A 21,428-nucleotide genomic window follows, 5' to 3' on the forward strand; every position below is an offset into this window, starting at 1 on the left:
GGGCGACACGGCGGCGTCACGGGCGCCCCTGGCGGGCCGCCTTCGGCGGATGCCACGAAGGAGCACTCCGAACGGGAATGCTCCTTCGTGGCTTCGTACGATGTACGGCAGGCGCTACTTCGCGTAGTCGCCGATCAGCTCCGCGCCGGTCGTGTGGTCGCCGCGCTCGGTGATCTCACCGGCGACCCAGGACTCGACACCCCGGTCGGCCAGCGTCGCGAGGGCCGCGTCCACCGAGTCGGCGGGGACCACGGCCATCATGCCGACGCCCATGTTCAGGGTCTTCTCCAGCTCCAGGCGCTCGACCTGCCCGGCCTTGCCGACCAGGTCGAAGACGGCGCCCGGGGTCCAGGTCGACCGGTCGACCACGGCGTGCAGGCCGTCCGGGATCACCCGGGCCAGGTTGGCGGCCAGGCCACCGCCCGTGATGTGGCTGAAGGCGTGCACGTCGGTGGTCCGGGTGAGCGCCAGGCAGTCGAGCGAGTAGATCTTGGTGGGCTCCAGGAGCTCCTCGCCCAGGGTCCGGCCGAACTCCTCGACCTGCTGGTCGAGGGCCATGCCGGCCCGGTCGAACACCACGTGGCGGACGAGCGAGTACCCGTTGGAGTGAAGACCGGAGGACGCCATGGCGATGACGGCGTCACCCGTACGGATGCGATCCGCGCCGAGCAGCCGGTCGTACTCGACGACACCCGTGCCCGCGCCGGCGACGTCGAAGTCGTCCGGTCCGAGGAGGCCCGGGTGCTCGGCCGTCTCGCCGCCGACGAGGGCGCAGCCCGCCAGGACGCAGCCCTCGGCGATGCCCTTCACGATGGCGGCGACCCGCTCGGGGTGCACCTTGCCGACGCAGATGTAGTCGGTCATGAAGAGCGGCTCGGCGCCGCAGACGACGATGTCGTCCATGACCATGGCGACCAGGTCGTGGCCGATCGTGTCGTACACGCCCATCTGGCGGGCGATGTCGACCTTCGTGCCGACGCCGTCGGTGGCCGACGCGAGCAGCGGACGCTCGTAGCGCTTGAGGGCGGAGGCGTCGAAGAGGCCGGCGAAGCCTCCGAGACCGCCGAGGACCTCGGGGCGCTGCGTCTTCTTCACCCACTCCTTCATGAGCTCGACGGCGCGGTCGCCCGCTTCGATGTCGACGCCCGCGGACGCGTAGCTGGCACCAGTGGTCTCAGGCATGGCTGGGAACTTTCGTGTCGTCGTACTGCGGTTGCAGCGGGGTCTTACGGGCGCCGCAGGGCGTCGGCAGCCGCGGTCGCGGCGGGGCCGGCGGCCAGCTCGGTCTCCAGGAGCTGCTTGCCGAGCAGCTCCGGGTCCGGAAGCTCCATCGGGTACTCGCCGTCGAAGCAGGCGCGGCACAGGTTGGGCTTCTGGATCGTGGTCGCCTCGATCATCCCGTCGAGGGAGATGTACGAGAGCGAGTCCGCACCGAGCGACTTGCCGATCTCCTCGACCGACATGCCGTTGGCGATCAGCTCCGCGCGGGTGGCGAAGTCGATGCCGAAGAAGCAGGGCCACTTCACCGGCGGGGACGAGATCCGGATGTGGACCTCGGCGGCGCCGGCCTCGCGGAGCATCCGGACCAGCGCGCGCTGGGTGTTGCCGCGGACGATCGAGTCGTCGACGACCACCAGGCGCTTGCCCTTGATGACTTCCTTGAGGGGGTTCAGCTTCAGCCGGATGCCCAGCTGGCGGATGGTCTGCGAGGGCTGGATGAAGGTCCGGCCCACGTAGGCGTTCTTCACCAGACCGGCGCCGAACGGGATGCCGGAGGCCTCCGCGTAGCCGATGGCGGCCGGGGTGCCGGACTCCGGTGTCGCTATCACCAGGTCGGCCTCGACAGGGGCTTCCTTGGCGAGCCGGCGGCCCATCTCCACGCGGGAGAGGTACACGTTCCGGCCGGCGATGTCGGTGTCGGGGCGGGCCAGGTACACGTACTCGAAGACACAGCCCTTGGGCTTCGCTTCTGCGAATCGAGAGGTGCGGATGCCGTTCTCGTCGATCGCGATCAGCTCGCCCGGCTCGACCTCGCGGACGAAGGTCGCACCGCAGATGTCGAGGGCGGCGGACTCGGAGGCGACCACCCAGCCGCGCTCCAGCCGGCCGAGCACCAGCGGGCGGATGCCCTGCGGGTCACGGGCGGCGTAGAGCGTGTGCTCGTTCATGAAGACGAGGGAGAAGGCGCCCCGGACGTCGGGGAGGACCTTCGCGGCCGCCTGCTCGATGGTGAGCGGCGTGCCGTCCTCGGCCACCTGGCCCGCGAGCAGCGCGGTCACCAGGTCGGTGTCGTTGGTGGCGGCGACCTGAGTGGTGCGCCCCTCCTTCTTGGGGAGGTCGGCGACCATCTCGGCCAGCTGGGCCGTGTTCACCAGGTTGCCGTTGTGGCCGAGCGCGATCGAGCCGTGGGCGGTCGCCCGGAAGGTCGGCTGCGCGTTCTCCCACACGGAGGCCCCGGTGGTCGAGTAGCGGGCGTGACCGACCGCGATATGACCCTGGAGGGAACCGAGAGAGGTCTCGTCGAAGACCTGGGAGACAAGTCCCATGTCCTTGAAGACGAGGATCTGGGAGCCGTTGCTGACCGCGATTCCCGCGGATTCCTGGCCCCGATGCTGGAGGGCGTAGAGCCCGAAGTACGAGAGCTTTGCGACCTCTTCGCCGGGAGCCCAGACTCCGAAAACGCCGCAGGCGTCCTGGGGGCCCTTCTCACCGGGGAGCAGGTCGTGGTTGAGTCGTCCGTCACCACGTGGCACGCCACCGAGTGTAGGCGAGATCGACCATCGGTCCGAATTCGCGAACGGGGCGTGGTAGGCCCTCCAACCTGCTCGTAGGATCACACGAACTGATCCTTCGATCCTTGTCGGAGCCCACAAAGCAAGGGCCGCAAGGGTTACTGACCAGTAGCCAAGATCAGGACCGTGCCGAGCGGACGCTCGTACGGTACGGGGCGAACGGTCGGGATGTGACGGAGTCCACGGTGCGGGACGGTCGTTGACACCTCCGACGGCCCTCGGCCAGGCTTGACGATCATGCAGCCCGTCAGCGACCTCGACCTTTCGGTCTCCCTGGTGACGCGCCGGCACGTGGACCTGGCCCGTGTCGCGAGCGCGATCTGTCGCCGCGTCTGAACCCGCACGGCCGCCCCAGGCCTTCCCACCGCCCCGCGCAGGCACCACCCGCCTGCCCCTTCCGGGCGTCCCACGCTGCATTCCCACCAGGAGACCCGTATGTCCACGCCCCTGTCCCGGCGTGCCCTCGGCGGTGCCGCCGTCGGCGCCGCCGCCGGAGTCGCCCTCGGCGCCTCGGCGCCCACCGCCTCCGCCGCGCCCTCCGGCTCCGCCACCGCCGCGCCCTCCGAGCGGCCCTTCCGGGCCGCCACCGGGCGTCACGCGCCCCGTCCCAACATCCTCTTCATCCTCGGCGACGACCTCGGCTGGGCCGACCTCTCCTCCTACGGCTCCCCGCACATCCGCACGCCGCACCTGGACCGGCTCGCCCGCCAGGGCGTCCGCTTCACCGACGCCTACTCCGGCTCCGCGACCTGCTCCCCCACCCGCTTCAGCCTCTACACCGGCCGCTACCCGGGCCGCACCAAGGGCGGACTCGCCGAGCCCATCGCCGACAGGTCCGTCGGCCTGGAGCCCACCCACCCCACGCTCGCCTCTCTGCTGCGCGACGCCGGGTACAGCACCGCGCTCATCGGCAAGTGGCACTGCGGCTACCTGCCCGACCACTCCCCCACCCGCTCCGGCTGGGACGAGTTCTTCGGCAACTTCGGCGGCGCCCTGGAGTACTACTCCAAGCTCGGCCTCGGCGGCGAGTACGACCTCTACGAGGGCGACGCCGAGTACAAGGACCTGCGGTACTACACCCGCGTCCTCACCGAGCGCGCGAGCGAGTACGTGAGCCGCGACCACGACCGCCCGTTCCTGCTCAACCTCAACTTCACGACCCCGCACTGGCCCTGGATCGCGGACGGCGACGAGGAGACCAGCGCCGAGATCGTCCGGCGGATCAAGGCCGGCGACCGCTCCGCCCTGTGGCACCAGGACGGCGGCTCCATAGAGAAGTACAAGGAGATGGTCGAGGACCTCGACCGGTCCGTCGGGACGGTGCTCGCCGCCCTCAGGCGGGCCGGCCGCGAGCGCGACACCCTCGTCTTCTTCGGCAGCGACAACGGCGGCGAACGCTTCTCCTACAACTGGCCGCTCGCCGGCAACAAGGGCTCACTCCAGGAGGGCGGCATCCGCGTCCCGTCCATCCTGCGCTGGCCCGCCCGGATCGACGGCGGCCAGGCCAGCGACCTGCCCGTGTACTCCCCCGACTGGACGGCCACCCTCCTCGACATCGGCGGCGCCCGCCCCCACCCCGCCTACCCCCTCGACGGCACCAGCCTCGCCGGACACCTCCTGCGCGGCGAGCAGGTCGCCGAGCGCGACCTGTTCTGGCGGGTGCGCGGGGAGCGGGCGCTGCGCCGCGGCGACTGGAAGTACTACCGGGGCAGGAGCGGCCGCGACCAGCTCTTCCACCTCGGCGAGGACGCCCGTGAGCAGGCCGACCGGGCCCCGTACGAGACGGAGCGCCTGGCCGAACTGAAGGCCGCCTGGGAACGGACGGACGCCGGGCTCCTGCCCTACGGGAGCTGACGGCGCCGCCCCTCGCGGCCGGACGACCTAGCCCGCCTGCGCGGTGAATCCCTGGCCGTCCGCGTCGGTGACGGTCAGGGTGCGGTGGTCCACGCGATAGGTGAGGGGGCCGTCGAGGGCGTCGTACAGCTGGGTCTCCAGCTCCATCTGCGGGCCCGTGCACATCATCCGGGTGGTGGCGATCGCGCCCAGGGTGATCGTCCGGTCCGTGATCTTCGCGGGGGCGGTGACCCGGTTGCAGCCGAGGCTTCCGGTGAGCCGGCCCTCCTTGCCGAAGGTCAGCTTCGCCTTGCCCTCGGAGCCGGCCGGCAGCGAGCCCGCGGTGTCGCCGGTGAGCAGCGCGTCCACCGTCCAGGCCGTGCCGACGAGCGGGGCGCCGGTCTCGGCGGCCAGCTCGACCCCGCTGCGTCCGTCGGCGGAGGTCAGGGTGAGCGCCTTGTCCTTCAGCGCTCCGTCGAGCTTGCCGGTGAGCGCCTTGAGCAGGGCCCGCTCGAACCGCTCCCGGTCGGCCGGGCAGCCGATCTCGGTGACCTCCTCGGGAGAGACCGTCAGGGTGTCGCCGTTCACGGCGACGGCGGCGCCGAAGTGGTTGCAGCCGGTGTTCCCCTGGGCACGCCCGTTCTCGGCGATCTCCAGCCGCGCCCCGGGCGGGGCCACCGACCGGACGCCGTCGAGCGTGACCGCGGCGATCGTCCAGTGACTGCCCTGGACGGGCAGATCGGGGGTCTCGGCGCCGGATCCGGGGGCCGCGCCCTGCTCCGTACCGCACGCGGAGAGCAGGACGAGGGCGGAGACGGCGAGGGCGGCGGCGAGTGTGCGCGGCTTCTGCATGCCGGTGGGACGGGCGCCGCGGCCGTACGGTTCCGGCGCCGGCGGCGTACCGGTCCGGGGCCGGTGCCGTACCGGACCGGGGCCGGTGCCGTAGACCCGGGCCGGCCAGGGCCGTGCCGGTCCGGGGCGTCCGGTGCCGTACCTGACCCGGACCCGGGCCGGGGGCCGTACGGTCCTTGGCCGGTTGGCGGGCTCAGCCCATCAGGGGGAGCAGGGCCGCCAGGTCCGCCCGTTCCCCGCTCGCGCTCACCCGGGCCGCGTCCAGCTCCGCCGCCCAGGACGCCCGGCCGGTCGCGAGGCGGATCCAGGTCAGCGGGTCCGTCTCCACCACGTTGGGCGGGGTGCCGCGCGTGTGCCGTGGGCCCTCGACGCACTGCACCACCGCGTACGGCGGGATCCGCACCTCCACCGCGCCGCCGGGGGCCCGGGCCGCGAGGGCGTCGGCGAGCAGCCGGGTGCAGGCGGCGAGCGCCTGCCGGTCGTAGGGGATGTCGAGCCCGGTCGCCGCGCTCAGGTCGTCGGTGTGGACGACGAGTTCGACGGTCCGCGTGACGAGGAAGTCGGCGAGGGTCATCGCGCCGAGGCTCACCGGCAGCAACCGGGTGTCGGCGGCCGCCGCCACCGCGGTCCCGTACGCCTCCCGGGTCCGCCCGTACAGACCCGGGAGATCGGCGGAGTCGAGCCCCCGGGTGTGCTCGTCGATCCGACCGGCCGCCCCGGCGGTCGCGAACGGCCATTCGAGGAGCGGGAGTTCCTGCTGCGCGGGCTCGGGTGCGGCGAGCAGCTGCGGCACGCTGTCGACCATCCACGCGATGTGCCCGGCCAGGTCCCGCACCGTCCACTCCCCCAGCCGGGTCGGACCGTCGAGCGCCTCCGTCGGCAGCGCGAGCACCGCGTCCCCGACATGCCCGAACTGGGCGAGAACGGCGGCACGGATCTTGGCGGGGTCGTAGCTGCGGGTGCGCTTCTTGGCGGGTGGCATGGGCTGAGGCTAGCCCCGAGACTGGAGAGGAGGGGGGAAGGCCCTTCGCGAAAGGCAGTGACGGGACCATGACCCATCACGAGCACCCCGATGCCGCCCTGGTGCGCCGGGGCTACGAAGCGTTCAGCAAGGGTGACATGGAGACCCTGGGCTCCCTGCTGACCGGTGACTGCACCCACCATTCGCCCGGCACCACCCGCTTCGGCGGGCATTTCAAGGGCCGGGACAACGTCCTCGCCCACTACGGGGACATATTCGAGTACACCGGCGGCACCATGCGCATCGAACTCGAGGGCGTCTTCCCCGACGGACGGGGACACGTCATCGCGACCCACAAGTGGTACGCCGAGCACGGCGACCGCGGGATCGAAATGCGCGGTGGCCTCTTCTTCACTCTGATCGGAGGGAAGGCCTCCGACATCGACGAGTGCGTCGAGGACATCGAGGAGGCGGACGCCTTCCTCTCCCTGGGCGACTGACCGCCGACAGCAGCAGAGCCCCCGCCCGGGAAGGGCGGGGGCTCAGCTCCGTACGCGTACGGGACGGGTCAGGCCAGCAGGCCCGGGATCGTCGCCTCGTGCACGGTGCGCAGCTCCTCCAGGGAGGCGCTGAACTCGCCCTGCACCTCGACCGCGTCGCCGTCGACGACACCGATCCGGGTCGCCGGCAGACCCCGCGCACCGCACATGTCGGTGAAGCGGAGCTCCTCGCTGCGCGGGACGGACACGACCGCACGGCCGGCCGACTCGCTGAAGAGGAAGGTGAAGGCGTCGAGGCCCTCGGGCACGACCAGGCGCGCGCCGTTGCCGCCGCGCAGGCAGGACTCCACGACCGCCTGGACCAGACCGCCGTCGGACAGGTCGTGCGCCGCGTCGATCATGCCGTCGCGCGAGGCCGAGATCAGGATCTCGCCGAGCAGCTTCTCCCGGTCGAGGTCCACGGCCGGCGGCATGCCGCCGAGGTGCTGGTGGATCACCTCGGACCAGGCCGAACCGCCGAACTCCTCCTTGGTGTCGCCGAGCAGGTAGAGGAGCTGGCCCTCTTCCGCGAAGGCGATCGGGGTGCGGCGGTTGACGTCGTCGATCACACCGAGGACGGCCACGACGGGCGTCGGGTGGATGGCCACGTCACCGGTCTGGTTGTACAGCGACACGTTGCCGCCGGTCACCGGGGTGCCCAGCTGGAGGCAGCCGTCCGCGAGACCACGGGTGGCCTCGGCGAACTGCCACATCACGGCCGGGTCCTCGGGCGAACCGAAGTTCAGGCAGTCCGAGATGGCGAGCGGCTTGGCGCCGGAGGCGGCGACGTTGCGGTACGCCTCGGCCAGCGCGAGCTGCGCACCGGTGTACGGGTCGAGCTTGGCGTACCGGCCGTTGCCGTCGGTCGCCATGGCCACGCCCAGGTTCGACTGCTCGTCGATCCGGACCATGCCGGCGTCCTCGGGCTGGGCGAGCACGGTGTTGCCCTGCACGAAGCGGTCGTACTGGTCGGTGATCCACGCCTTGGAGGCCTGGTTCGGGGAGCCGACCAGCTTCAGGACCTGGTCCTTGAGCTCGGCGCCGGTCTGCGGGCGGGCCAGCTTGCCGGCGTCGTCGGCCTGGAGGGCGTCCTGCCAGTCCGGACGCGCGAACGGCCGGTGGTAGGTCGGGCCCTCGTGGGCGACAGTGCCCGGCGGCACGTCCACGATGAGCTCGCCGTGCCAGAAGATCTCCAGGTGGTCGCCGTCCGTGACCTCACCGATGACGGTGGCGGTGACGTCCCACTTCTCGCAGATCTCCATGAAGCGGTCGACGTGCTGCGGCTCCACGATCGCGCACATGCGCTCCTGCGACTCGCTCATGAGGATCTCCTCCGGCGAGAGCGTCGCGTCGCGCAGCGGCACGGTGTCCAGCTCGACCCGCATGCCGCCGGAGCCGGCCGAGGCCAGCTCGGAGGTGGCGCAGGACAGGCCGGCACCGCCAAGGTCCTGGATGCCCGCGACCAGCTTCTCCTTGAAGATCTCCAGGGTGCACTCGATGAGGAGCTTCTCCTGGAACGGGTCGCCGACCTGGACGGCGGGGCGCTTGGTGGGCTTGGTGTCGTCGAAGGTCTCGGACGCGAGGACCGAGACGCCGCCGATGCCGTCGCCACCGGTGCGGGCGCCGTAGAGGATGACCTTGTTGCCGGGGCCGGAGGCCTTGGCGAGGTGGATGTCCTCGTGCTTCATGACGCCGATGCAGCCGGCGTTGACCAGCGGGTTGCCCTGGTAGCAGGAGTCGAAGACGACCTCGCCGCCGATGTTGGGCAGGCCCAGGCAGTTGCCGTAGCCGCCGATGCCGGCGACGACGCCGGGCAGCACGCGCTTGGTGTCGGGGTGGTCGGCGGCACCGAAGCGCAGCGGGTCGACCACGGCGACCGGGCGGGCACCCATGGCGAGGATGTCGCGGACGATGCCGCCGACGCCGGTGGCCGCGCCCTGGTAGGGCTCGATGTAGCTGGGGTGGTTGTGCGACTCGACCTTGAAGGTGACCGCGTAGCCCTGGCCGACGTCGACGACGCCCGCGTTCTCGCCGATGCCGACGAGCATGGCGTCGTTCTTCGGGGCCTTCTCGCCGAACTGCTTCAGGTGGACCTTGCTGCTCTTGTACGAGCAGTGCTCGGACCACATGACGGAGTACATGGCGAGCTCGGCGCCGGTGGGACGGCGACCGAGGATCTCGCGGATGCGCTCGTACTCGTCCTGCTTGAGGCCGAGCTCCTTCCAGGGCTGCTCGACGTCGGGCGTCTCGGTCGCGTGCTTGACCGTGTCCAGAGTCATCAGGCGTTGACCAGCTTCTTGAGGATCGAGGTGAAGAAACCGAGGCCGTCGGTCTTGCCGGTGCCGACCAGCGGCTCGACGGCGTGCTCCGGGTGCGGCATGAGACCGACCACGTTGCCCGCGGCGTTGGTGATGCCCGCGATGTCGCGCAGCGAGCCGTTGGGGTTCATGTCCAGGTAGCGGAAGGCCACCCGTCCCTCGGCCTCCAGCTCGTCGAGCGTGCGCTCGTCGGCGACGTACCGGCCGTCCATGTTCTTGAGCGGGACCTCGATCTCCTGGCCCACGGTGTAGTCCGAGGTCCAGGCGGTCTCCGCGTTCTCCACCCGCAGCTTCTGGTCACGGCAGATGAAGTGCAGGTGGTTGTTGCGCAGCATGGCGCCCGGCAGCAGGTGGGCTTCGGTGAGGATCTGGAAGCCGTTGCAGATGCCGAGGACGGGCATGCCCGCCTTCGCCTGCTCGATGATCGTCTCCATCACCGGCGAGAAGCGGGAGATGGCTCCGGCCCGCAGGTAGTCGCCGTAGGAGAAGCCGCCCGCGAGGACCACCGCGTCGACCTGCTTGAGGTCCTTGTCGCGGTGCCAGAGCGAGACCGGCTCGGCGCCCGCGAGGCGGGCGGCGCGCAGCGCGTCCTGGTCGTCCAGCGTTCCGGGGAACGTGACGACGCCGATGCGTGCGGTCACGACTCCACCTTCACGGTGAAGTCCTCGATCACGGTGTTGGCAAGGAAGGTTTCGGCCATCTCATGGATGCGGGCGAGGGCGGCCTCGTCGACCGGTCCCTCCACCTCGAGCTCGAAGCGCTTCCCCTGACGGACGTCGGCGATCCCGTCGAATCCGAGGCGGGGCAGTGCACGCTGCACCGCCTGTCCCTGCGGGTCGAGGATCTCCGGCTTGAGCATGACGTCGACTACGACGCGTGCCACTGGCACTCCCGGTGGTGTGTTGCGGGCGGTTCCCTCAGCGTACCTGCCTCCAAATTCTACGCGGGTAGAAGTCTGAAGGATCCTACAAAGCACCCTCAAGCGCCGGGGTGGTGAATTCAAGCGGAATATCGTCCACCGACCGAGACACGCGGAAGCAATTGACTGGGCTTCACAATGCGACACCGGTCGCTGTACAAAGGGAATGCAGGGAAAGTTCGACAGGCCCGGCATTACCCCCGGGGAGCCGTCACATCGGCATCGCCGCACGTCAGAGCGGTGAACCCACCGAAACGACACGGCCCTCCGCAGGAAAGGACCGATATCAGTGGCACAGCGTGTGGTGGTCACTCTCTCCGACGACATCGACGGCGGAGAGGCGGCGGAAACGGTCGCGTTCGGCCTGGACGGGAAGATGTACGAGATCGACCTGAATCCCGCCAATGCAAAGAAACTGCGCAAGGCCCTCGCCCCCTACCTGGCCGCCGGCCGCAAGGTGAGTGCGACAGGTCACAGGAAGGGCGCCAAGCCGGGCGACGGGGGCTACCGGCACACCACCCTCGAGCCCGACCCGGCCGCGGTGCGCGCCTGGGCCCAGTCCAACAAGCTCGACGTGCCGGCCCGGGGCCGGATCCCCAAGCGGGTGTACGAGGCCTTCCGCGCCGCCGGCTGAGCCGATTTGCCATGCACCCCCCATGATCCGCTACAGTCTGAATCACGCCGAGGGGCGAGGCCGAAGGGCCGGACCTCACGCAGCGTGCGGGTGTAGTTCAGTAGCAGAACAGCCCCCTTCCAGGGGGAAGGCGCAGTGTGCAATCCCTGTCACCCGCTCTGCATCACGGTTACCGAGCACTCCGGTGCATCAGGTAGAGTGGTGCTCGCACCGCCCGGTGAAAGCCGGTCGGAGGCATGCGGACGTGGCTCAGTTGGTAGAGCATCACCTTGCCAAGGTGAGGGTCGCGAGTTCGAATCTCGTCGTCCGCTCAGGGAGCAAAGGCCCCGGTTCTCAGGAACCGGGGCCTTTGTCGTCCCTCCACCCACAGGGTGTGGTGACGGCCACAGGTCACGGCCGGGAAAACCGTGTCATCGGCCCCCACCATCCTGTGTATAGTTAGCAGCGCGCTACGGCGCATGCGGACGTGGCTCAGTTGGTAGAGCATCACCTTGCCAAGGTGAGGGTCGCGAGTTCGAATCTCGTCGTCCGCTCCATGAAGAAAGCCCCCGGTCGAATCGACCGGGGGCTTTCTCGTTCCCTAGGACCAGGTGTACCCGGTCAGCAGCTCGTACGCCTCGACGTACTTGGCGCGGGTCCTCTCCACGACCTCCTGCGGCAGGGCCGGCGGCGGCTGCTCGCTCTTGCGGTCCCAGCCGGAGGCCGGCGAGGTCAGCCAGTTCCGCACGATCTGCTTGTCGTACGAGGGCTGGGCACGGCCCGGCTGCCACTCTGCGGCCGGCCAGAAGCGCGAGGAGTCCGGGGTGAGGACCTCGTCGGCGAGGACCAGGCGCTCGCCCTCCGGGGTGCTCTCGAACCCGAACTCGAACTTGGTGTCCGCCAGGATGATGCCGCGGTCGCGCGCGATGTCCCGGGCACGCGTGTAGACGGCGAGGGTCGTCTGGCGCAGCAGGGCGGCCGTCTCCGCGCCGACCTGGCGGGCGACCTCCTCGTACGAGACGTTCTCGTCGTGGTCGCCGACGGCGGCCTTCGTCGCCGGGGTGAAGATCGGCGCGGGCAGCTCCGAGCCGTCGGTCAGGCCCTCGGGCAGCGCGAGGCCGCACACCGTGCGCGCCTCGTCGTACTCCAGGAGGCCGGAGCCGGTGAGGTAACCGCGGGCGACGCACTCGACCGGGACCATGTTCAGGGACTTGCAGATCAGGGTCCGGCCCGCCCAGTCGGCGGGGGCGCCGGCCGGGAGCTCGGTCGACAGGACGTGGTGGGGGACCAGGTCGGAGAGCCGGTCGAACCACCAGAGCGAGAGCTGGGTCAGCACCCGGCCCTTGTCGGGGATCTCGGTCGGCAGCACCCAGTCGTACGCGGACATGCGGTCGCTCGCCACCATGACGAGATCGCCCGCCTCGGTGCGGTACAGGTCGCGAACCTTGCCCGTGTGGAGATGGGTCAGGCCCGGGACCTGGACGGGTTCGGGCTTTTCTACGAATCCGGACACGGTTCCTCCGCGTAGGTTGATCCAGGAGCGTGTCCGATTCTCTCGCACATCCGGGCGGCTCGGGCCGCCGGGCCCCGTGACCCCCCGCTCAGTCCCTCTTGCAGATGCGGTCGAGGAGGTTCGCGGTGGCGCGCTGGATGCGGGTGTCCACGTGGCCCGGCCGGTCCAGTGCCGGTGACCAGGCGAAGGTGCCCGAGGCGAACACCCAGGCGCCGGACGGGGCCCGGTAGAGGCTCGTCTCCTGGTGGCGCAGGGCCCCTTCGCCGTCCCGGTAGGGCGAGTGGGAGAGCAGGATGCGGCCCTGGTGCTCGGGGAGCGCGGTGCGCGGGAAGTAGCGGTCGGCCTCGCCCGCGACCAGGCCGGGGATCTCGTCGCCCTCGCCGGCGCCGGTGGCCTCCCAGAGCCAGTGGTCCGCGTTCCGTACGACCATCGGGTGCGGTTCGGGCACCCGGCCCGCGTACTGGATGCCGAGCAGCTGCTGCTCGGGCCGGTCGACCTCCCGCCAGAGCGCGGGGCGGCCCGGGCCGCGGCGCTTGCGGCAGGTGAGGAGCCGGTCCGGGGCGCCGGACGGGGAGGGGGCGAGCTCCACCTGCCAGTACATGGTGTTGGCGGAGAGGAAGACCAGCGACGTGCCCTGGTCGCGGGCGAGCTCGACGGTGCGGCGCATGGGCACGGACCAGTACTCGTCGTGGCCGGGGAAGACCAGGCCCCGGTAGCGGCTCGGGTCGACCCGGCCCGCGTGCAGGTCGCGGGTCTCCGCGTACGCCAGGTCGTAGCCGTAGCGCTCGGCCCAGCGGATGAAGTCGTAGGCGTGGCCCACGTGCAGCGGCAGGCCCGCGCCCGCGTAGGGACGGTCGAAGGAGACGGTGACCGCCGCCTCCTCCTCGCCCAGCAGCCGGCCCTCCTCGTCCCACGCGTGGTAGAGGCTGGCGCCCGTGCGGCCGTCCTCCGGGTAGAGGTTGTACGCCTGCCACGTCACGTCCGGCAGGACGAGCAACAGGTCCGCCGGGTGGCTGTCGCGGACCGTGAAGGGGACGTGGGAGCGGTATCCGTCGGCGGTCGTGAGCACGGCGACGTACGCGCCGATCGACCAGTACGACGGCACCTGCAGCCGCCAGGACTGCCACCAGTGGTGGCAGGACACCGTCCGGTCGGCGGTGAGCGGGGCCGGCTGGACGATCCCGGACAGCCGCGGGCTGGTGGTGATCTTGGCGGCGCCGTCGCCGCCGTAGTGCCCGATGCGGTAGATGTCGACCGAGAACTGCTGCGGCGGGTCCACCGTGATGTGGAAATCGATCGCCTCGCCGGGCGCGACGGCCCCGTTCGAGACGAAGCCCTTGATCTGGCCGTGCGCGTCGTCGGCGGTGCGGGGGCCGCCGGTGCCGCCGCGGGCCAGGGTCTCGTCCGCGTACCAGGGCACCATCTGGCCGGTGTCGTCGAAGTAGTTCTCCGAGCCGCGCAGCCAGGGCAGCGGCCCCTGGCCGAAGGGATCGGAGACCGCATGGGCGAGCGCGCCCGATTCCCACCGCCTGATCTGCTCCGCCCCCATGCCGCGCCCCTCCCTCGACTCCCCCGGTCGGCCGGTCAGTGCCTCTGGATACTGCCTCTGTCAGTGCCGGTCTCCAGCACATCACATAACGCGCGCACTCCGTCACCGTTCGTCGTGAATTGACGAGAGTGGAAGACAGTCCTCCGGGTTTGTTCCTCCCGTCCTCCGGCCCGGCAGCCCCTGGCCGGGGCTGCCTCAGATCAGGCGTACGGGCTTCTCCGGGCGCACCCCGGTCCTGGCGAGCCAGGCGCGCAGCGGCTCCGGGTCGCCGTCCTCGACGAGCATCAGGACGGCACCGGTCAGATCCGTGCTCCGCTCGCCCCGTACGAACAGGGCCGGTCCGTCCAGCCAGTCGAGGCCGGGCGCCGCCTCGGCCGTGTCGACGGCGGCGCAGCACACCATCGCCGTCACATGGTCCGCGAGCAGATCCCGCCCGCTCCGCGGCGGCTGCAACGGGAACAGCGGCACCGGCCCGTCCGGCCCCTCGGCCGCGGGCGCGACCGGCCGCAGCCCGTCCTCCCGCGCGGCCTGCGCGGTGAGCGCGGCGGCGAGCGCGTCGGCGGCCCCGCCGTCGCCGCCGTGGGGGCCGGCGAGGTGGGCCATGACGCGGGAGAGGGTGGGGGCGGCGTCCGAGTCCGACGCGGCGGCGCTCCCGCGCACCGGCCCGTCGGCGGGGTCGGGGGCGGCACCGGCCGGGTCCGGGGCGGCGTCGGTGGGGTCGGGGGCGGCACCGGCGGCGGGTCCGTGGGCGGTCGCGCCGGCCGGCTCGGCGGGCGCGGGCGACGTCGGGACGAGCGCGTTTGGCGTCGGGTCGGGCGCGGGCGGCGGCCAGGCTCGCGTGTCCGGCGTCGGGGCGGGCGCGTCCGGCGTCGGGGCGGGCACAGGCGACATCGGGTCGGGCGCGGGCGGCGTCCGGCCGAGGCGGTCGAGGACCTGGTGGAGGCGGGAAGCGTCGGTGCGCCACTTGCGGTCGACGACCTCTTCCGCGTACTCGCTCCACTCCACCGGGGCCCAGTCCGGGCTGGGCTCGGCCGGGGCGCCGTGGAAGAGGCGGGCGGCCAGCAGGGACGTGGCCTCGTCGACGGCGCCCGGCTCCTCCAGGAGGTCACAGGCGGGGCGCTCGCCGAGACGGGACGTGAAGCCCTCGGCGAGGCGGTCGCGGCGGGACAGCTCGGTGAGGGCGGAGACCACACCGGCGTCGAGGCGGGCGGGCCAGCGGCCCATCCGCCACGCGGGCAGCGCGACCCGGGTGAGCAGCCGGTCCCAGCCCGCGTAGGCGAGGCCGACCTGCTCCTGGGCGACGATCCGCACGCCGTAGTCGACGGCCTGGGCCCGCTCGGAGCCGGCCGCCGCGACGCCCCGCTCCATCTCGGCGGCGTGACCACGGCAGCCCTTCAGGAGGATCCCGGCCAGTCGGCTCACGCCGACCGCGCCGAGCCTGCGGACCGGATCGAGCCCGGGCCGCCGGGGCACGGCCACCGCCGCGTCGAGGCCGCGCACGAAACGGCGGGCCGCGGCTATGTCGGGCTGCGCCGCCGGGCCCGTACCGGCGACGACGGGGGCGAGGACCGCACGGAGCTCACCGACGCGCATCCACCACAGGAAGGGGGAGCCGATGACCAGGACGGGGGCCTGACCGGCCTGCTGACGGCCCGGGTGCCGGCCGTGCGCCGGGTGCGAGCGGTCCTCCAGCCAGCTGTCGCAGTCCGGCGTCAGGGCTATCGCGGAAGGCGCGGGGACGCCCAGCCGGTCGGCGAGGTCGCGCACCAGCCGGTAGAGGTCGGGGGCCGCGCTCTCGGCCAGCTCCACCGTCGGCGTCATGGCCGGCCGGGACCGCGCCACGACCAGGGCGACGGCCGCCCCGACGAGCAGGACGACCACGGCCAGGGCGGTCACCACCCAGCGGGCGGCGTCCCAGCCGGAGCCGGTGAAATGGCCGGTGACGCCGCCCGCGTAGAGGACGACGGCGAGGGCGGCGGGGAGGATCGCGAGGCCGAGGGCCCTGCCGCGCACGCGGAGCACGGCGAGGGCCCGGGCCCGCGCGGCGCGCGCGCCGAGCTCCTCGCCGAGTGCGGAACCGGTGCCGGTCACGCCGTACATCACCCCCTCCTGCCCTGTCCGGGACTGCCCGTGGCGGTGTTGCTCACTCCCCCACTGTGGCACCCGTCACTGACATCGCAATGTCGGTGGGCCAACTGCCGGAGGACACCCGGAACTCACCGGGAACGCCTTCGCCGCACCCTAGTTGGGGCGTCGGCGGGCGTCATCCGGATGGCGGAGCCGTCACTCGATGGAATGGCTTTGGGCAAAGGTGATGACGGTGGCGCGGCCGTGCGGTTCACTGCACGACCGCGCCCTCGAGGCGCCGCGGGTCAGCCCCGGGCGGCCTTCTCGGCGATGTCCGTACGGTGCTGCGAACCGTCAAGGCGGATACGGCCGACCGCCGCGTAGGCACGCTCGCGGGCCTCGGTCAGGTCCGAACCGGTGGCGGTCACGGACAGCACCCGGCCGCCCGCGCTCAGGACCGCGTCGCCGTCCCGCTTCGTACCGGCGTGCAGCACGTACGCGTGCGGCGCGTCCTTCTCCGCGACCTCGGCCAGGCCCTCGATCGGGTCCCCGGTGCGCGGGGTGCCCGGGTAGTTGTGGGAGGCGACGACCACGGTGACGGCCGCCTCGTCGCGCCAGACGAGCGGGGCCTGGTCGGCGAGGGTTCCGTTGGCGGAGTTCAGCAGGACGCCGGCCAGCGGGGTCTGCAGGCGGGCCAGCACGACCTGGGTCTCGGGGTCGCCGAAGCGGGCGTTGAACTCGATGACCCGGATGCCGCGGCCGGTGATGGCCAGACCCGCGTACAGCAGACCGGAGAACGGCGTGCCGCGGCGGCGCAGTTCGTCCACGGTGGGCTGGAGGACGGTCGCGAGGACCTCCTCGACCAGGTTCGGGGCGGCCCACGGCAGCGGCGAGTAGGCGCCCATGCCGCCGGTGTTCGGGCCCTCGTCGCCGTCCAGCGCGCGCTTGAAGTCCTGCGCGGGCTGCAGCGGGAGGACGGTGGTGCCGTCGGTGATGGCGAAGAGGGAGACCTCGGGGCCGTCGAGGAACTCCTCGATGACGACCCGGTCGCAGGCGAGGGCGTGCGCCCGGGCCTGCTCGACGTCCTCGGTCACCACGACGCCCTTGCCGGCCGCGAGACCGTCGTCCTTGACGACGTACGGAGCGCCGAAGGCGTCCAGCGCCTCCTCGATCTCCTCCGGGGTGGTGCAGACGTAGCTGCGCGCGGTGGGCACACCGGCGCCGGCCATGACGTCCTTGGCGAAGGCCTTGGAGCCCTCCAGCTGCGCCGCCTCCTGGGATGGGCCGAAGACCGGGATGCCGGCCGCGCGGACGGCGTCGGCGACACCGGCGACGAGCGGGGCCTCCGGGCCGACGACGACCAGGTCGGCACCGAGCTCGCCGGCGAGTGCGGCGACGGCGGCGCCGTCGAGCTGGTCGACGGGGTGGAGCTCGGCGACCTCGGCGATTCCGGCGTTGCCGGGCGCGCAGTGCAGAGCGGTGACGTCGGGATCGAGGGAGAGGGAGCGGCACAGGGCGTGTTCGCGGGCGCCGCCGCCGATGACGAGGACCTTCACGCCAGCCAGGGTAGCCCGCGGGGCGGGATGCCCCTTGTGCGGGCCACCGAGCGAGACGGTCCTACTCGTTCGTGTATTCCTCCAGGACCGTGGCGCCGAGCTCGCGCACGATGAGCTCGTGCCCGGAGAGGGCGGAGTCCACGAGGTCCGGATCGTCCTCCTCCGGCACGTCGTCCTCGGGGGCGACCGGCGGCGGTGCCTGCGGGACGGGCGCGGGCGCCGGGGCCTGTACGGGAGCGGGGGCCGGCGCCGGGGCGGCGGCCTGGGGGGAGGGCTGCGACGGCGCGGGGGCGGGCGTGTAGGCGGGTGCGGGGGCCGGGGCGGGCGCGGCCGGACGGCCACCGCCGAAGCCACCGCCGCCACCGCCGCCGCCGAAGCCGGCGCCACCACCGAAGCCGCCGCCTCCGCCGCCGCCGGAGAAGCCGCCGGCCGCGGGCGGCGGGTTGGCGCCGCCCGACGGGTCGATGATCGCCTCGATCCGCCAGTGCACGTTGAACTGCTCGCCGAGGGCCGCCTTCAGGACGTCCTCGCTGCCGCTGCTCGCGAAGTTGTCCCGGGCGCCGGCGTTGAGGAAGCCGAGCTGGAGCGTGGTGCCGTCGAAGCCCGCGACCTGCGCGTTCTGCGAGAGCAGGATCCAGGTGAACCGGCGGCGGTTCTTGACCGCCTCCAGGATCTGCGGCCACATGTTGCGCACCTGGGCGGCACCCGCGGCCATGTTTCCGGAGCCGCCGGCCGCCGGAGCCGGGGCGGCCTGGGGCGCGGGGGCCTGCGGGGCGGGAGCCTGCGGCTGCGGGGCGGCCGCGGGCGCGGACGCCCCGGGCCACGCGCCGGGCGCACCGCCGCCGGGCCGCGCGGCGCCGGGCCAGGCACCGGGCTGCGGCTGGGCTGCGGGGGCGGCGGCCGGGGCGGGCGCCTGCGAGGGCGCGGGAGCCGGAGCCGCCTGGACCGGGGCGGGCGCCGGCTCGGGAGCCGGCGGCGGGACATGGGCGTCGGGCGCCGGCACGTACCCCATCTGCGGCGCGGGAGAGGTCGTGGTGAACACGGCCGGGGGCGCCGCGGCGGCGCCGCGCTCCAGCCGGTCCAGGCGGGCCTGGAGCGAGCGCTCGTCGTCGAAGGCGGCGGGCAGCAGCACGCGCGCACAGATCAGCTCCAGCTGGAGTCGCGGCGAGGTGGCGCCGCGCATCTCGGTGAGACCGGAGTTGACGAGGTCGGCGGCCCGGCTGAGCTCGGCGGCCCCGAACACCGACGCCTGCGCCTGCATGCGCTCGATGACGTCGACCGGGGCGTCGACCAGCCCCTTCTCGGCGGCGTCGGGCACGGCCGCGAGGATCACCAGGTCGCGCAGCCGCTCCAGGAGGTCGGCGACGAAGCGCCGCGGGTCGTTGCCGCCCTCGATCACGCGGTCGACGACCTCGAAGGCGGCGGCGCCGTCACCGGCGGCGAAGGCGTCCACCACGGAGTCGAGCAGGGACCCGTCCGTATAACCGAGGAGCGACGTGGCCATGGCGTAGGTCACACCGGCGTCGGTGGCGCCGGCGAGCAGCTGGTCCATGACGGACATCGAGTCACGCACCGACCCGGCGCCGGCCCGGACGACCAGCGGGAGGACACCGTCCTCCACGGGGATGCCCTCGCGGCCGCAGACCTCGCCCAGGTACTCCCGCAGGGTGCCGGGGGGCACGAGCCGGAAGGGGTAGTGGTGCGTACGCGACCGGATGGTGCCGATGACCTTCTCGGGCTCCGTCGTCGCGAAGATGAACTTGAGGTGCTCCGGCGGCTCCTCGACCACCTTCAGCAGGGCGTTGAAGCCCGCCGAGGTGACCATGTGCGCCTCGTCGATGATGTAGATCTTGTAGCGGCTGGAGGCGGGCCCGAAGAATGCCTTCTCCCGCAGGTCACGGGCGTCGTCCACACCACCGTGCGAGGCGGCGTCGATCTCGATGACGTCGATCGAGCCCGGCCCGTTCCGCGCGAGGTCCCGACAGGACTGGCACTCGCCGCAGGGGGTGGGGGTGGGACCCTTCTCACAGTTCAGGCACCGCGCGAGGATCCGGGCACTGGTCGTCTTGCCGCAGCCGCGGGGCCCGCTGAACAGGTACGCGTGATTGACCCGGTTGTTCCGCAGCGCCTGCTGCAGCGGGTCGGTGACATGCTCCTGCCCGATGACCTCGGCGAAGGACTCGGGGCGGTAGCGGCGGTACAGCGCGAGAGACGACACGTATACGAGGTTATAGGCGCCCACTGACAACCCGGGAACGCAAGCGCCCCCCACGCACCCGCCAGAGCCGACCTACCCTTGCTGCCTTCCGGCCCTGGGGGAGTTCAGTCAGATAGCGCCACGTGAGGGGCTCCGCCCAGAGTACCCGATCCGAGCGCCCTCCTGCCCCCACCCCCGCCCCCTCCCCGACCTGCACCCTTCGACGGACCCCCCTCGCCGAATGGTGTGCACGAGCACCCTCTCCGGTCATGTAATGTTCTCCACGGAGGATTCGCCTAGAGGCCTAGGGCGCACGCTTGGAAAGCGTGTTGGGGGCAACCCCTCACGAGTTCGAATCTCGTATCCTCCGCCAGTGCCTCACCGGGCACGTTGTCGAAGGGCCCCACCGTTCGCGGTGGGGCCCTTCGACGTTCCTCAGGCCCCGTTGTCCTGGTCTTTGTCCACAGTGGGCTTCGCCGAGGGGCCCCAGATTGCTTCGGCGATCTTCCGGGCGACGTCCTTCAGCATGGCGTCCGGCACGTGGAGGTACCGCGCCCGCATCCGGGAGGACGTGCCCGGCTCCCATCCCATGATCTGGTCGATGACCCGGTCCGGGACTCCGAGCAGCATGAGCACGGTCGCGGCTGTGTGCCGGGCGTCGTGCAGACGTGCGTCACGCACGCCCGCGTCGCCGAGCAACTTCTTCCAGTCGTGGTAGTCCGTGTTCGGGCTGAGCGGGCCACCGAGCTGCTTGGTGAAGACGTACTCCGAGGCGGTCCACAGGTTGCCCGCGGCTGCCCGCTCACGCGCTTGTGCCTCCCTGTGGGCACGGAGCATCACGACCAGGGGTCCGGGCAGCGGCACAGCGCGGCGGCCGGCCCGCGACTTGGTGTTCTTGGTCTCCCGCCGCACCTGCTCGCGCTTCGGACAGTAGCCAGCCTTGCGCCCGCACGGGGATGCTTCGGAGCATCCGTGCGCGTACTTCGGCCGGAGACGGTTCCGGCGCAGCTTCAGGTACTCGTTGTCCAGGTCCACGTCGGACCATCGCAGGCCGAGAGTCTCGCCCTGCCGTAATCCGAGAGCAAGGGCGAGCATCCAGCGAGCGCTGTTACGGCGCTTGTTCACTGCGATCAGCAGGCGCTGGACCTCTTCGACGGAGTAGGGCTCGATCTCGTCTTCGTCGCCCTCCATTCGGGGCGGCTTGGCCAGGGCGGCGGCATTCTTCGCCGCGTGGCCGCGTCGGACGGCTTCGCCGAGCGCGGTGCGGGCGGTGCGGTGGGCCTGGTGAGCCGTGGCGGGCTTGCTGCCGTTCTTCTGCATCCGGCGGTACAGGCTTTCCAAGTGCTCGGGCTCCAAGCGGTCGATGCGGTGCTTCCCAATGCCGGGAACGAGGTGCACGCGCACCGCCACTTCGTAGCCGTCGTAGGTGTTCTCGCTGACGACGTCCTTGGCGATGTTCTCGACCCAGTGCCAGAGCCACTTCTCGACGGTCCACAGCTTTCCGGGTTGTTGGGCGGTGCCCTGGTCGCGCTGCTTCTCCAGCCGCTTGACCTCATCCTTCAGAGCATCTTCCGAGGGGCGGGTGATGTGTCGGCGGTAGGGCTCCCCGTTGTCCTTGAAGCCCATCGGCACTCGGGCGTGCCAACGTCCATCCTTGCCGAAGTAGATCGCCGTCTCGCCGTTCGCCCGGCGCGTGCGCTTCTTCTGTTCCACAGTGGC

General features: G+C 71.9%; 17 protein-coding genes, 4 tRNA genes and 1 other RNA gene. 8 read left to right on the forward strand and 14 right to left on the reverse strand.

Features of this window, described 5'->3' with window-relative positions:
- Window positions 1-114 precede the first annotated feature (114 nt).
- Both purM and purF read right to left on the reverse strand, forming a co-directional pair.
- A complete protein-coding gene (gene purM, locus AB0M16_RS18590; RefSeq protein ID WP_365344088.1) occupies window positions 115-1,182 on the reverse strand; it encodes a phosphoribosylformylglycinamidine cyclo-ligase in 1,068 nt (355 codons plus the stop codon).
- A 44-nt stretch (window positions 1,183-1,226) separates the two neighbouring features.
- Window positions 1,227-2,753: an amidophosphoribosyltransferase gene (gene purF, locus AB0M16_RS18595; RefSeq protein WP_365344090.1), complete on the reverse strand. Its 1,527-nt coding sequence runs from the start codon at window positions 2,751-2,753 to the stop codon at window positions 1,227-1,229.
- A gap of 276 nt (window positions 2,754-3,029) precedes the next feature.
- On the opposite strand from purF, the gene AB0M16_RS18600 reads away from it, so the two are divergent.
- On the forward strand, window positions 3,030-3,128 hold the full coding sequence (locus AB0M16_RS18600) for a putative leader peptide (RefSeq protein ID WP_365344092.1): 99 nt from the start codon (window positions 3,030-3,032) through the stop codon (window positions 3,126-3,128).
- Between the two features lie 99 nt (window positions 3,129-3,227).
- On the forward strand, window positions 3,228-4,646 hold the full coding sequence (locus tag AB0M16_RS18605; protein WP_365344094.1) for a sulfatase-like hydrolase/transferase: 1,419 nt from the start codon (window positions 3,228-3,230) through the stop codon (window positions 4,644-4,646).
- A 27-nt stretch (window positions 4,647-4,673) separates the two neighbouring features.
- Here the strand turns inward: AB0M16_RS18605 and AB0M16_RS18610 are convergent, their stop codons facing one another.
- The gene (locus AB0M16_RS18610; RefSeq protein WP_365344096.1) at window positions 4,674-5,477 is read right to left on the reverse strand and encodes an META domain-containing protein; all 804 of its coding nucleotides are present in this window, start codon (window positions 5,475-5,477) and stop codon (window positions 4,674-4,676) included.
- 193 nt (window positions 5,478-5,670) lie between these two features.
- The gene (locus AB0M16_RS18615; RefSeq protein WP_365344099.1) at window positions 5,671-6,459 is read right to left on the reverse strand and encodes a sterol carrier family protein; all 789 of its coding nucleotides are present in this window, start codon (window positions 6,457-6,459) and stop codon (window positions 5,671-5,673) included.
- Between the two features lie 68 nt (window positions 6,460-6,527).
- On the opposite strand from AB0M16_RS18615, the gene AB0M16_RS18620 reads away from it, so the two are divergent.
- Window positions 6,528-6,938 carry a nuclear transport factor 2 family protein gene (locus AB0M16_RS18620; RefSeq protein WP_365344101.1) on the forward strand — a complete coding sequence of 137 codons (411 nt, stop codon included), beginning with the start codon at window positions 6,528-6,530 and terminating at the stop codon, window positions 6,936-6,938.
- 68 nt (window positions 6,939-7,006) lie between these two features.
- On the opposite strand, the gene purL is transcribed toward AB0M16_RS18620, so the two are convergent.
- Genes purL through purS form a run of 3 tightly spaced genes read right to left on the reverse strand, consistent with a single transcriptional unit; the run spans window position 7,007 to window position 10,178 of the window.
- Window positions 7,007-9,256 (reverse strand): phosphoribosylformylglycinamidine synthase subunit PurL, encoded by a 2,250-nt coding sequence (purL, locus tag AB0M16_RS18625; protein ID WP_365344103.1) that lies wholly within the window; start codon window positions 9,254-9,256, stop codon window positions 7,007-7,009.
- Window positions 9,256-9,936 (reverse strand): phosphoribosylformylglycinamidine synthase subunit PurQ, encoded by a 681-nt coding sequence (gene purQ / locus AB0M16_RS18630; protein ID WP_365344105.1) that lies wholly within the window; start codon window positions 9,934-9,936, stop codon window positions 9,256-9,258. Before purQ ends, purL begins: the two co-directional genes overlap by 1 nt.
- Window positions 9,933-10,178 carry a phosphoribosylformylglycinamidine synthase subunit PurS gene (gene purS, locus AB0M16_RS18635; protein WP_137994413.1) on the reverse strand — a complete coding sequence of 82 codons (246 nt, stop codon included), beginning with the start codon at window positions 10,176-10,178 and terminating at the stop codon, window positions 9,933-9,935. The genes purQ and purS overlap by 4 nt, the downstream gene beginning before the upstream one ends.
- A 325-nt stretch (window positions 10,179-10,503) precedes the next feature.
- Between purS and AB0M16_RS18640 the strand changes: the two genes are divergently transcribed.
- The 4 genes from AB0M16_RS18640 (at window position 10,504) to AB0M16_RS18655 (ending at window position 11,384) form a co-directional block, all read left to right on the forward strand.
- Entirely contained in the window at window positions 10,504-10,848 is a 345-nt protein-coding gene (locus AB0M16_RS18640) for an Lsr2 family protein (RefSeq protein ID WP_365344108.1), read from the forward strand.
- A gap of 86 nt (window positions 10,849-10,934) precedes the next feature.
- A tRNA-Gly gene (locus tag AB0M16_RS18645) sits at window positions 10,935-11,006 on the forward strand.
- An 80-nt stretch (window positions 11,007-11,086) separates the two neighbouring features.
- Window positions 11,087-11,159 (forward strand) — tRNA-Gly (locus AB0M16_RS18650).
- Between the two features lie 149 nt (window positions 11,160-11,308).
- Window positions 11,309-11,384: transfer RNA gene (locus tag AB0M16_RS18655), tRNA-Gly, on the forward strand.
- 44 nt (window positions 11,385-11,428) lie between these two features.
- On the opposite strand, the gene AB0M16_RS18660 is transcribed toward AB0M16_RS18655, so the two are convergent.
- From AB0M16_RS18660 to ffs, 6 genes are all read right to left on the reverse strand, one after another.
- The gene (locus tag AB0M16_RS18660) at window positions 11,429-12,340 is read right to left on the reverse strand and encodes a phosphoribosylaminoimidazolesuccinocarboxamide synthase (RefSeq protein ID WP_365344110.1); all 912 of its coding nucleotides are present in this window, start codon (window positions 12,338-12,340) and stop codon (window positions 11,429-11,431) included.
- A gap of 88 nt (window positions 12,341-12,428) precedes the next feature.
- A complete protein-coding gene (locus tag AB0M16_RS18665; RefSeq protein ID WP_365344112.1) occupies window positions 12,429-13,889 on the reverse strand; it encodes a N,N-dimethylformamidase beta subunit family domain-containing protein in 1,461 nt (486 codons plus the stop codon).
- A 195-nt stretch (window positions 13,890-14,084) separates the two neighbouring features.
- Window positions 14,085-15,989, reverse strand: a complete 1,905-nt coding sequence (locus AB0M16_RS18670; RefSeq protein ID WP_365344114.1) for a hypothetical protein — start codon at window positions 15,987-15,989, stop codon at window positions 14,085-14,087.
- Window positions 15,990-16,261: 272 nt separating this feature from the next.
- A complete protein-coding gene (gene purD, locus AB0M16_RS18675; protein WP_365344116.1) occupies window positions 16,262-17,512 on the reverse strand; it encodes a phosphoribosylamine--glycine ligase in 1,251 nt (416 codons plus the stop codon).
- Between the two features lie 61 nt (window positions 17,513-17,573).
- Window positions 17,574-19,730 (reverse strand): DNA polymerase III subunit gamma and tau, encoded by a 2,157-nt coding sequence (locus tag AB0M16_RS18680; protein ID WP_365344118.1) that lies wholly within the window; start codon window positions 19,728-19,730, stop codon window positions 17,574-17,576.
- A gap of 36 nt (window positions 19,731-19,766) precedes the next feature.
- An RNA gene (gene ffs, locus AB0M16_RS18685) (signal recognition particle sRNA small type) lies at window positions 19,767-19,865 on the reverse strand.
- Between the two features lie 129 nt (window positions 19,866-19,994).
- On the opposite strand from ffs, the gene AB0M16_RS18690 reads away from it, so the two are divergent.
- Window positions 19,995-20,082 (forward strand) — tRNA-Ser (locus AB0M16_RS18690).
- A 62-nt stretch (window positions 20,083-20,144) separates the two neighbouring features.
- Here the strand turns inward: AB0M16_RS18690 and AB0M16_RS18695 are convergent.
- Window positions 20,145-21,422 carry a site-specific integrase gene (locus AB0M16_RS18695; protein ID WP_365344120.1) on the reverse strand — a complete coding sequence of 426 codons (1,278 nt, stop codon included), beginning with the start codon at window positions 21,420-21,422 and terminating at the stop codon, window positions 20,145-20,147.
- Window positions 21,423-21,428 lie beyond the last annotated feature (6 nt).

Origin of the sequence: Streptomyces sp. NPDC051921 (genome assembly GCF_040680975.1) — a bacterium.
Classification (GTDB): domain Bacteria; phylum Actinomycetota; class Actinomycetes; order Streptomycetales; family Streptomycetaceae; genus Streptomyces.

What these genes read in the sequence shown, in the direction of transcription:
- purM (WP_365344088.1), bottom strand. Translation starts at nt 1,182, where the DNA reads ATGCCTGAGACCACTGGTGCCAGCTACGCGTCCGCGGGCGTCGACATC.
- AB0M16_RS18600 (WP_365344092.1), top strand. Translation starts at nt 3,030, where the DNA reads ATGCAGCCCGTCAGCGACCTCGACCTTTCGGTCTCCCTGGTGACGCGC.
- AB0M16_RS18605 (WP_365344094.1), top strand. Translation starts at nt 3,228, where the DNA reads ATGTCCACGCCCCTGTCCCGGCGTGCCCTCGGCGGTGCCGCCGTCGGC.
- AB0M16_RS18610 (WP_365344096.1), bottom strand. Translation starts at nt 5,477, where the DNA reads ATGCAGAAGCCGCGCACACTCGCCGCCGCCCTCGCCGTCTCCGCCCTC.
- AB0M16_RS18615 (WP_365344099.1), bottom strand. Translation starts at nt 6,459, where the DNA reads ATGCCACCCGCCAAGAAGCGCACCCGCAGCTACGACCCCGCCAAGATC.
- AB0M16_RS18620 (WP_365344101.1), top strand. Translation starts at nt 6,528, where the DNA reads ATGACCCATCACGAGCACCCCGATGCCGCCCTGGTGCGCCGGGGCTAC.
- purL (WP_365344103.1), bottom strand. Translation starts at nt 9,256, where the DNA reads ATGACTCTGGACACGGTCAAGCACGCGACCGAGACGCCCGACGTCGAG.
- AB0M16_RS18665 (WP_365344112.1), bottom strand. Translation starts at nt 13,889, where the DNA reads ATGGGGGCGGAGCAGATCAGGCGGTGGGAATCGGGCGCGCTCGCCCAT.
- AB0M16_RS18670 (WP_365344114.1), bottom strand. Translation starts at nt 15,989, where the DNA reads ATGTACGGCGTGACCGGCACCGGTTCCGCACTCGGCGAGGAGCTCGGC.